The organism is Syntrophaceticus schinkii (assembly GCF_000946815.1).
GTDB lineage: Bacteria > Bacillota > DSM-12270 > Thermacetogeniales > Thermacetogeniaceae > Syntrophaceticus > Syntrophaceticus schinkii.
In genome coordinates this window covers 1-9,247 of sequence record NZ_CDRZ01000237.1, presented here as the reverse complement: position 1 = coordinate 9,247, position 9,247 = coordinate 1, and the positions used below count along the sequence as shown (strand labels likewise).

The 9,247-nt window shown below is 45.3% G+C and carries 13 protein-coding genes and 1 CRISPR repeat array; of the genes, 9 read left to right on the top strand and 4 right to left on the bottom strand.

Going from position 1 to position 9,247, the window contains the following annotated elements:
* Both SSCH_RS09185 and SSCH_RS09180 read left to right on the top strand, forming a co-directional pair.
* On the top strand, positions 1–617 hold a 617-nt coding region (locus SSCH_RS09185), incomplete at its 5' end, for an IS66 family transposase (RefSeq protein ID WP_044665200.1).
* 1 nt (position 618) lies between these two features.
* Entirely contained in the window at positions 619–894 is a 276-nt protein-coding gene (locus SSCH_RS09180; protein WP_044665199.1) for a hypothetical protein, read from the top strand.
* 79 nt (positions 895–973) lie between these two features.
* Positions 974–2,381: direct repeats of the CRISPR family, unit length 32 nt; unit sequence GTCGCACCCCGTGCGGGTGCGTGGATTGAAAC.
* A gap of 223 nt (positions 2,382–2,604) precedes the next feature.
* Here SSCH_RS09180 and SSCH_RS09175 read toward each other — a convergent pair.
* Both SSCH_RS09175 and SSCH_RS09170 read right to left on the bottom strand, forming a co-directional pair.
* Positions 2,605–3,405, bottom strand: coding sequence for an ExeA family protein (locus SSCH_RS09175; protein WP_044665198.1), 801 nt, complete (start codon positions 3,403–3,405; stop codon positions 2,605–2,607).
* Positions 3,405–4,199, bottom strand: a complete 795-nt coding sequence (locus tag SSCH_RS09170; RefSeq protein ID WP_084711061.1) for a DDE-type integrase/transposase/recombinase — start codon at positions 4,197–4,199, stop codon at positions 3,405–3,407. Before SSCH_RS09170 ends, SSCH_RS09175 begins: the two co-directional genes overlap by 1 nt.
* Positions 4,200–4,415: 216 nt before the next feature.
* Between SSCH_RS09170 and SSCH_RS09165 the strand changes: the two genes are divergently transcribed.
* Genes SSCH_RS09165 through SSCH_RS19265 form a run of 5 tightly spaced genes read left to right on the top strand, consistent with a single transcriptional unit; the run spans position 4,416 to position 7,644 of the window.
* The gene (locus SSCH_RS09165) at positions 4,416–5,021 is read left to right on the top strand and encodes a hypothetical protein (RefSeq protein ID WP_044665197.1); all 606 of its coding nucleotides are present in this window, start codon (positions 4,416–4,418) and stop codon (positions 5,019–5,021) included.
* Positions 5,018–5,647 (top strand): site-specific integrase, encoded by a 630-nt coding sequence (locus SSCH_RS09160; RefSeq protein ID WP_084711060.1) that lies wholly within the window; start codon positions 5,018–5,020, stop codon positions 5,645–5,647. The genes SSCH_RS09165 and SSCH_RS09160 overlap by 4 nt, the downstream gene beginning before the upstream one ends.
* The gene (locus tag SSCH_RS09155) at positions 5,644–6,606 is read left to right on the top strand and encodes a tyrosine-type recombinase/integrase (RefSeq protein WP_052835506.1); all 963 of its coding nucleotides are present in this window, start codon (positions 5,644–5,646) and stop codon (positions 6,604–6,606) included. The genes SSCH_RS09160 and SSCH_RS09155 overlap by 4 nt, the downstream gene beginning before the upstream one ends.
* Positions 6,603–7,418: a tyrosine-type recombinase/integrase gene (locus SSCH_RS17605; RefSeq protein ID WP_198142341.1), complete on the top strand. Its 816-nt coding sequence runs from the start codon at positions 6,603–6,605 to the stop codon at positions 7,416–7,418. The genes SSCH_RS09155 and SSCH_RS17605 overlap by 4 nt, the downstream gene beginning before the upstream one ends.
* Before the next feature lie 31 nt (positions 7,419–7,449).
* Positions 7,450–7,644 carry a hypothetical protein gene (locus SSCH_RS19265; RefSeq protein WP_198142340.1) on the top strand — a complete coding sequence of 65 codons (195 nt, stop codon included), beginning with the start codon at positions 7,450–7,452 and terminating at the stop codon, positions 7,642–7,644.
* Between the two features lie 61 nt (positions 7,645–7,705).
* Here the strand turns inward: SSCH_RS19265 and SSCH_RS09145 are convergent, their stop codons facing one another.
* Together SSCH_RS09145 and SSCH_RS21930 are read right to left on the bottom strand one after the other, a co-directional pair.
* Positions 7,706–8,083: a helix-turn-helix domain-containing protein gene (locus SSCH_RS09145; protein ID WP_084711059.1), complete on the bottom strand. Its 378-nt coding sequence runs from the start codon at positions 8,081–8,083 to the stop codon at positions 7,706–7,708.
* Positions 8,049–8,609 carry a DUF6431 domain-containing protein gene (locus SSCH_RS21930; RefSeq protein ID WP_408645723.1) on the bottom strand — a complete coding sequence of 187 codons (561 nt, stop codon included), beginning with the start codon at positions 8,607–8,609 and terminating at the stop codon, positions 8,049–8,051. Before SSCH_RS21930 ends, SSCH_RS09145 begins: the two co-directional genes overlap by 35 nt.
* 98 nt (positions 8,610–8,707) lie before the next feature.
* Between SSCH_RS21930 and tnpB the strand changes: the two genes are divergently transcribed.
* Positions 8,708–8,917 (top strand): IS66 family insertion sequence element accessory protein TnpB, encoded by a 210-nt coding sequence (tnpB, locus tag SSCH_RS21925; protein ID WP_084711058.1) that lies wholly within the window; start codon positions 8,708–8,710, stop codon positions 8,915–8,917.
* A gap of 75 nt (positions 8,918–8,992) precedes the next feature.
* Positions 8,993–9,247: IS66 family transposase (locus SSCH_RS09135; RefSeq protein WP_044665195.1), on the top strand; the 255-nt coding region annotated here is incomplete at its 3' end.

Below are 9,247 nucleotides of genomic sequence, written 5' to 3'. Positions count from 1 at the left end.
TTAGGCGGAAGTTTTTCGATGCATTTAAAACCTTACCCAAAGAGAAACAAGCGGGATCCAATGCAGCAATAGGTGTGGCCTATTGTGATAAGCTATTCCATTTTGAAAAACAGTTTGCCTTACTTTCCCTCCATGATCGCCATAAGGAACGCGGGCGGTTATCAAGGCCATTGTTTGATCAATTTTACAATTGGATTGAGGGTATTGCTGCCTTACCTAATACCCTTCTTGGGAAAGCGATACACTACGCAAAATCCCAGAGGAAGTATCTTGCAAGGTATCTTCTTGACGGGCGTCTTGAGATTTCAAACAATCGTGCTGAGCGAAGTATTAAGCCATTTGTAATCGGCCGCAAGAACTGGCTGTTTGCTAATACGCCAAACGGCGCCAGGGCAAGTGCCATTTATTACAGCCTGATTGTGAGTGCAAAAGAAAATGGGCTGAATCCATTTGAATACTTAACATGGATTTTTACAAATGCTCCTAACTTGGGGAAAACAGGTTACATAGCCTCAGTTAGAGATTTCCTGCCTGGCAGTGAAACAATCCCGAAAAAAGTATTTACCCCGAAGCCATGTGGTACAAACGTGGAAAAATTTGCGTGGGAGGAAGACTGATATGGGAAAGAATATTGACTATATGATGGAACTGGTGAAAGAATACCTATCAGGCAAGACTCCCCGGCACATATTTGAACTAGACTTTCAGACCGAGATCATAGCCCGTTATAAGAAGATGGTGCATGAAGACAGGGACCACGCCGAATATTTTTACGATGTGCTATCGGATGATGGTGTGGATGCAGGCGATGGTCTATCAGATGAAGAATATAAACGACTGATTAAAAGACAGTACAACAAGGTTAAAGATATTGGCAAAGGTGATCTTCGGTGATACCGATATTTAGTAAGTGCTAGCCTGTTTGACGCTTACTTGAAACCACCTACCTATAGCCATTACTGATATTACCGCCGTCGCACCCCGTGCGGGTGCGTGGATTGAAACTCGGTATGAGCATCTGATGTACTTTTTATGCTGTCGCACCCCGTGCGGGTGCGTGGATTGAAACATCAAATTGAGTGATAGGCATACCGCCCATTACCGTCGCACCCCGTGCGGGTGCGTGGATTGAAACTCAATGTGATGCGCTTCATCAAATACAACAACCGTCGCACCCCGTGCGGGTGCGTGGATTGAAACTATAAAGCACGATCAGCGGCGGCAACGTGCAACGTCGCACCCCGTGCGGGTGCGTGGATTGAAACCAAGAAGGGCGCAACAAAATCTGTATAAATAAGGTCGCACCCCGTGCGGGTGCGTGGATTGAAACAGAACCGACAAGAACCCCAACGCTCAGGGCAAGGTCGCACCCCGTGCGGGTGCGTGGATTGAAACTTCGTGAGCGGTAAAACCAATATCCCGCCTGATGTCGCACCCCGTGCGGGTGCGTGGATTGAAACTGCTGTAAAGGCGAAACCATCCTTTGTTCCGTGCGTCGCACCCCGTGCGGGTGCGTGGATTGAAACCCGGATGAAATCGACAATGCAGGGAAGGCGTCGAAGTCGCACCCCGTGCGGGTGCGTGGATTGAAACTATACTACGTATAGGTTTGCGCCTCTGCGAGGGCAGTCGCACCCCGTGCGGGTGCGTGGATTGAAACATCTCTGCCGCCCTCAACAACCAGGTGGTGCACGTCGCACCCCGTGCGGGTGCGTGGATTGAAACCTTTTCCTGGTTATTGCGCTGGGGTTTATCCTCGTCGCACCCCGTGCGGGTGCGTGGATTGAAACTATCATCCGGCCAGTTTCAATGAAAAACTCCTCACGTCGCACCCCGTGCGGGTGCGTGGATTGAAACCCCCATTTGCGCTTTGTTTGGCGCATCTGTTTCGTCGCACCCCGTGCGGGTGCGTGGATTGAAACTTACAGCATTGAGGCTCATCAGCGGACTGCGAGTCGCACCCCGTGCGGGTGCGTGGATTGAAACCGTGTAGGTCTGCGGCTGTCACAGTCCATTTCACGTCGCACCCCGTGCGGGTGCGTGGATTGAAACCTGCTTCTCCCGTCACAGTCAGAATACCAACAGCGTCGCACCCCGTGCGGGTGCGTGGATTGAAACCCAAAACTGAAACTTACTGCTGGATTCTTACACGTCGCACCCCGTGCGGGTGCGTGGATTGAAACCATGAACTCACCCACAGCACCGGCCACGCCAAACGTCGCACCCCGTGCGGGTGCGTGGATTGAAACCATGAACTCACCCACAGCACCGGCCACGCCAAACGTCGCACCCCGTGCGGGTGCGTGGATTGAAACGGACATCTCCTCAAACACCATGCAGATCTGCGCTGTCGCACCCCGTGCGGGTGCGTGGATTGAAACCGACTGAAGCCGGTCCGAGTGTTCTATACAGCATGTAAGTTTGCACATTCTTTGTCCCTGATCTTTGCAGAATAAAAACCCCAAATTTACCTTGCAATCTGCAAAAATTGCAGGAACGATTTCCGAACAATTTGCACATTAGCAAATTGACTGTCTTTCAAATTAAATGGTTCAAAATAGATAAAAGAAAAAGGCCGGGATGGATACCGGCCCCGTCAAGAAATTACATTCCCAGTTCAACAGCAGCCTGCCTTACAGCATCCTCATCGATGGTCTTTAACCCCTTTTGATATCCGAAAATCAAGCTGGTGGTGGCAAGATTATTGATTAGACGCGGCCACCCACGACTGACTAGAGAAATAGCTTCAATTGCAGAATCAGAGAAAATCGGGTAGTTGGCGCCAGCCAGCCGCATATGATGTTCCAAATAACCCTTCGTCTCTTCCTTTGATAGGCCATCCATTTGGTAGCGCATCATCAGCCTTTGATTTAAAGGCTGGTTATGGGTGAGAGACAATTTCATTGAAAGTGCCGGCAAGCCACAAAGCACAAGGATAAAAGGGTTTTCCGAATCCATGGAGAAATTAAATAACAGATGGAGGTCACTCAAGAACTGAGTGCTGGCTAACTGCAGTTCATCCAGCACAATCAGTGGAGTGACCTTTTTCCCTGAATACAGATCTTGAATAGCCTCCTGGATTTGCCTGAACAGATCCACCTTCCGGAACGCAGGAAGTAGCCCTAGATTGTAAGCAAGCCCCCGGTAGAAATCAGTAACCGTAACCGTAGAAAGAGGGAAATAAACAGCACGGTACAAAGCAGGATTGAGAGAAGCTGCAAATGCGCGCAGAGAAGAAGTCTTACCTGCTCCGGCTTCACCAACCACCATACCGATACCCTTATTGTCCTTGAGATAACTTAAACGCGCTAAAAGCTCTTGATGAGAAGATGACGGAAACATCTTTTCAGACTTGATTTCCTTGACAAAGGGCCTGGCAGAGAGAGAATAGAAACTAGTAAACATCAGCTGTCCCCCTCCCTTTTAAGCAGAGCCTCATGAAAGGATAAAGCTGGAGCAGGAGAATCTCCCTTACGGTCACGTTTGATCCGGGCGTTATCAGACAGACGAACAGGTACTGCATTCCCCAGGCACTCACTATCGACAAAAATCAGCACCTCATCTAAGTTTTCCGGTTCAAAGCGCACCTCTATCCTCTGTCCTATTAGGATAGGAGGCACCTCAAAGAATCTGCCGGAAACAGAGATTGTAGCATCATTGTTAACTCTGCGGTGTTCCCTTTTCATAAACAGCCGGCGCAGGGATTCTGGATCTTTGACAAGTTTAATTTGGTTGATCTGAGAGAGGTACTTGTCCAGCGGCGACATGTTAAGGGATGAGTGAACACGTCGGTGGTAGTCCTCCTCCAGCCACCTCCAGAACGACCGGTTAAGTACAGAAAGAGAGTTGACCGGATAATCCAGCAGAGGCAGAAATCTGTCTCTTACCGTCCCGAAGAATCTTTCGATCTTCCCTTTGCTGGCTGCATCATAAGGTTCAGTGTGGGAGACAATAGTTCCCATACTCGCACAGGCGGTATGAAATAATTTGGAGCGGTAAACTTTTCCGTTATCCAAGTAAACCAACTTAGGAATTCCACGCCGGAGCACCGCCTCCATGTAAACCCTCTTCATAGCTCCAAAATTTTGTTCTATAGAGAACTGGGCAAAGGTGATCAGACGGGAACAATCATCAATAAATGCAAATAGATAGCTTGGTTTCTTCTTGCCGTTGACCAGGACCCGGGGGCCAACCATCATATCCCCCTTATTCCGATATCGGAATAAGGGGGATTATCCCGATCTTTTTGTTATCCCGACTTTCAGATTTGTAATGTAAAGAATCATTGAAAATAGGGTATTCGCATTTTTTCTATTAAACCAAAAGTCGGGATAATAACTGTAGCTTTCTGATGAGATAACTCCAATAATGAAAGATACAGACCAATGGTCCGAATTTTATATTGGAGGGATATTATGCGACTAGATCAACTCATCAACCAGACGTTAGAAGAACTAAAGCAACTTGGAATAGCGGAATCAACAATAAAGTCTTATCGGTATAGTGCGTATAGCCTCATTAGGAATTATTGCGTTAAACATGGAACAAACTGCTACAAACCTGCTACCCTGGATTCATTCTTATCTGCTCAAAAGAAGCGTATTGAAAACAGTGAGATTTCGAAAAGACATTATAGGAAATTGCGGAGAGCCGTACAGATGCTTCATGAAATTTATCAATATGGAACGCTGCAATGGGATTACTACAGTGCTCGTTCTATATACAAATCGAACGACTACTTTAGTCTTTGTTTAAAAGAGTTTTTGGATGCTCAACATTTAAGCAGAGGTACCATTGCCAACCTTAGAACATACATCCTTCAATTCCTTTGTTATATAGAACATAACGGACACTGTGATTTCAATGCATTATTGCCAGTGGTTGTGAAGGATTACTTGATGGCAACTGCCGAAACCCATCAAGGAAGTATGGGGAACGTTCTCTATGCATTGCGACTCTTTTTCAATTATTTAAAAAAAAAATTCATTGCTGTTGATAGACTTAAGCCCGATACTGAATAAACCTGCACAACGAAAGAAAAAAAATCCTACCATGTTTTACTCACGAAGAAGTTGAAACCATATTGAAACAGATAGATATAGACACAAAAGAAGGTAAAAGAGATTATGCCATCCTTTTTTTAGCTTCCCACACCGGGTTGCGTGCTGTTGACATAGCCAATTTACGGCTTACTGATCTGGATTGGGTTAATGACACTATCTGTATTGTACAAAGAAAGACAGGTCGGTTATTAATACTTCCTATGGAGACTGATACCGGCAATGCTATTGCCGCATACATCCTGGAAGGTCGGCCGGAATCTGACTCAGAGCATGTCTTCTTAAGAACAATGGCACCCTACAGGAAGCTATCTGATGTTGGAGCCGTGGGAAACATCCTGCAGAAATATCTAAAAAAGGCTGGCCTCACCCGAAGTCCTGGCGATGGAAAGAGCTTTCATGGCTTACGTCGTTCCATGGGAACATGGATGCTGGAATCCGGTGTTCCTCTGACCACGATTTCACAGGTGCTTGGCCATAAAGAACAGGATTCGGCTAAACAGTATCTTTCCATGGATCACAAACGGCTTGCAGAGTGTACACTGGATTTTCAGGGAATCCCTATAAAAGGGGGGCTTTTTCTATGATGGATTCTTTCAACAGCCGATTTGCAGTACACATTAAAGACTTCATCCGTTACAAAGAAGCATTGGGCTATTCCCAAAGCAGTTATTTCAAATTTCTAACTCAATTTGATCGGTTCTGTCTGAGTACATTTCCAGAAGAAACTTCTTTAACGAAAGAACTTTTGATGCAGTGGGCTTGTCTTCGGCCTAACGAGAATGAAAACGGATTAAAAAGAAGAATGGTGGCTCTTCGAGAGTTTGGGAAATATCTAAATACCATTGGAATCGAGGCTTACGTAATCCCCTCGGAAATGATTGGAGACTTTAAGCCCTTTTTCCCCTATCTATTTACCGATGAACAGCTGGCTGCATTTTTTGCTGCAGCAGACAATATGCCGCCCCATAAACTCTCACCCTATCGACAGCTGATTGTGCCAGTAATCTTCCGCCTGCTCTATTGCTGCGGCCTTCGCCCCAGTGAAGTACGGTTAATCCGGTGTGAGGATATCAATCTTGAAACCGGCAACATATATATCCGGGATACCAAGGTTCACAAAGAGCGGACAGTAGTTATGGCACCTGATATGCTATCTCTATGCAATAAATATGATGCAAAAATGAGTACTGTTCAGAATAACCGGGATTATTTTTTCCCGCATCCAGACAGAACCACCTATTCCGCCACTTGGGTGCAAAAACAGTTTTGGAAGTGCTGGAAAAATACCGGCATTCATTTTCGAGGAACCACCGCACCGCGGGTTTATGATTTCCGCCACAATTACGCCACTCGGATTTTAATGAAATGGGTAGAGGAAGGTAGAGATTTATACACCTGGCTTCCTTACCTCAGTGCCTATATGGGGCATTCGGATTTTTCCAGCACCGCCTACTACATTCATTTGCTTCCAGAAAGACTGGTGAAAGCATCTACTATCGAGTGGCGCAGGTTTTCAGACTTGATTCCGGAGGTGAGATCATGAAAAAATTGAAGGGGGAAACCTTGTTCCGCCTAATTCATGAGTACCTGACGGTATATCTACCAAATCAGAGATGCTGTAGCCCCAACACGATCAAATCATACCGGGAAACTCTGAACCAGCTTTTTGATTTTATTACCCTTGAAAAAGACATCCCGTTGAAAGATGTTACATTTGAAACCATCAATAGTCACATGATTACAGATTATCTGGACTGGTTGGAAAAAGAACGTCATTGCAGTATATCCACAAGGAACCAGCGACTAGCGGGACTCCGTTCCTTTTTCAAGTATGCCGGAAGAATGGATCTTACGGTTATGATATTCCAACAAGATCTTGAAAAAGTTCCCTTTAAACAGACTGGTTCCAAAACAGTGGATTTCATGACCGAACAAGCCTTAAAGGTAGTCCTGGCACAGCCGGATACAAATACTAAAAAGGGAATCAGAAACCTATTCTTTATGATACTCATGTATGATACTGGAGCGAGGACCCGGGAAATCCTGGATTTAAGGGTAAGAAATTTTCGGGCAGATTCTAAAACGCCATGTGTACATCTGACCGGAAAAGGTAACAAGAAACGAATTGTCCCGGTAATGGCTAAAACAGTGGAACATTTTCATAATTATGCAAAGCTATATCATCCAGACAAAGATTCAGAAGAATATTTGTTTTACACAGTAAGAAACAGTATTTTGCAGCAGATGTCAGATGATAACGTGGCCCGTTTTGTGAAAAAATATGGGAAGGCAGCAAAAGAAATCTGCACAGAAGTTCCAGGCAACCTTCACCCTCATCTTTTTCGGTCACAGTAGAGCAATTCATCTTTACCGCGCAGGAATGCCCTTGGCACTATTATCTGAATGGCTCGGCCATGCACAACTGGAAACAACCATGATTTATGCCTATGCCGATACAAAAATGAAACGGGATGCAATACAGAAAGCTACCGGTAATAACAATCCTTTAAGGAGTAATGAACAGATCCCCTATTGGAAAGGAGATGACCAGATCATCCGAAAACTTTACGGATTGAAGTAAAAGATTATCCCGACTTTTGGTTTAATAGAAAAAATGCGAATACCCTATTTTCAATGATTCTTTACATTACAAATCTGAAAGTCGGGATAACAAAAAGATCGGGATAATCCCCCTGCCACATGCGGTTCACCTCGTCATAGGCAAAGGGCTTGCGGTCTTTAATAGAGACAGTGTCCTCAACGAGGGGTCTAGCAAGGTTCCTCTGCTTGAGATACCGGTAAACCGAATAGTAAGACACCTCAAAGCGCAGGATAAGCCCTTCTTTAACCATCTTTTCATAGAGAAGCATCACGCTGAAGGCAGGGTTCTCCTGTCTGAACTCAATGATTTTTTTGCCCAGCTCCTCAGAAATGACTCGAGAACACCCTTTATCCTTGCGGCTCTTAGGTTTTAGCCCATCCAGGTTATCCCTGCGGTAATCCCACAACCACCGGCGGATGGTTCTTTCTGAGTACTCCCTTCTCCCATAATAGGGAACATCGGGAGGTCAAGTCTCGTGGTGGAGTGAGTTCTAGCCTTTCAACTAGCTTTATGGCTCTTTTATTGCAGTCGTCAGGAAGCTTCTCCCGCCAACCCAGTTCCCTCAGAACGCTAATAATTGCAGGTATGTTGTTCAGAAAACGCTCATGATAGAATGCAGTAAGTTGGCGGCAAAGAAAAGAGGATAGCTTTTGAAACCGGGCACGAAGGCTCTGTAGGATAGTGTCTCGGGTATGTTGGAAATAAGGCAGGAGAAAATGGGGCAAGAGAGAAATTGTTTTTAAGCAGGAAGGACAGCGGTAGCGGCAAATGTCGATCCGAAAGCATTTATTTTTTACAAGGACATTACGCTTATAAAAACCGTGGCGCCTCAGCCTTACAGAAGCATTGCAGCAGGGGCATTTCGATATTACTGGATATACAACTGAATATCTGTCTTTTGCGTAAACTGATAATTTAACAGGTAGTTTCCAAAGAATTTGCAAGATCTTAGCCTCCCTAATTAATCTGCAAATAGTTTAGCAGATTCAGGAGACATTACCACTGCTTTTTATGATCGCTAATCTGCAACATCCCCCCATGAATTAGAGATAAAGTTTGTGCAAAAGAACAGGATGGCGATGGCTTCTGGCTGTATTTCAAGCGCCTGGAGCGGGGGCACTTTCGCTGGCCGGCAAAAGGAGACTCCGTCACTATGCTCCTTAATACCATGGAATTATCGTACATAATAGAAGGTGCAAAGCTAGAGAAAAAGCTTAAACGGAAGGAAGTTCTAGAGCGGCAAATTTCTTAAAAACACATTGCAAAAAAGGGCATCTAAGACTCTGAAAACCTTGCTATTACAAGGTTTTCATGGTATAATCTCCTTATGAAAACACAGGAAATTACTGCAGAAAAACTGCTTGGTTTAATTGAAGAAAAGGATCGTAAGATCGCCGAATTGGAGCAGCAAGTACAGTGGTTGATGTCCCAGATCCGCCTGGCCAGACATAAGCAATTTGGCGCATCAAGTGAAAGAACTGATGCTGTTCAGTTGTCCATATTCAATGAGGCCGAATCAGGTTCCGACATGACTGTGCCGGAACCTGTTCTAACCGAGGTAAAGGCGCATTATCGCAAACGG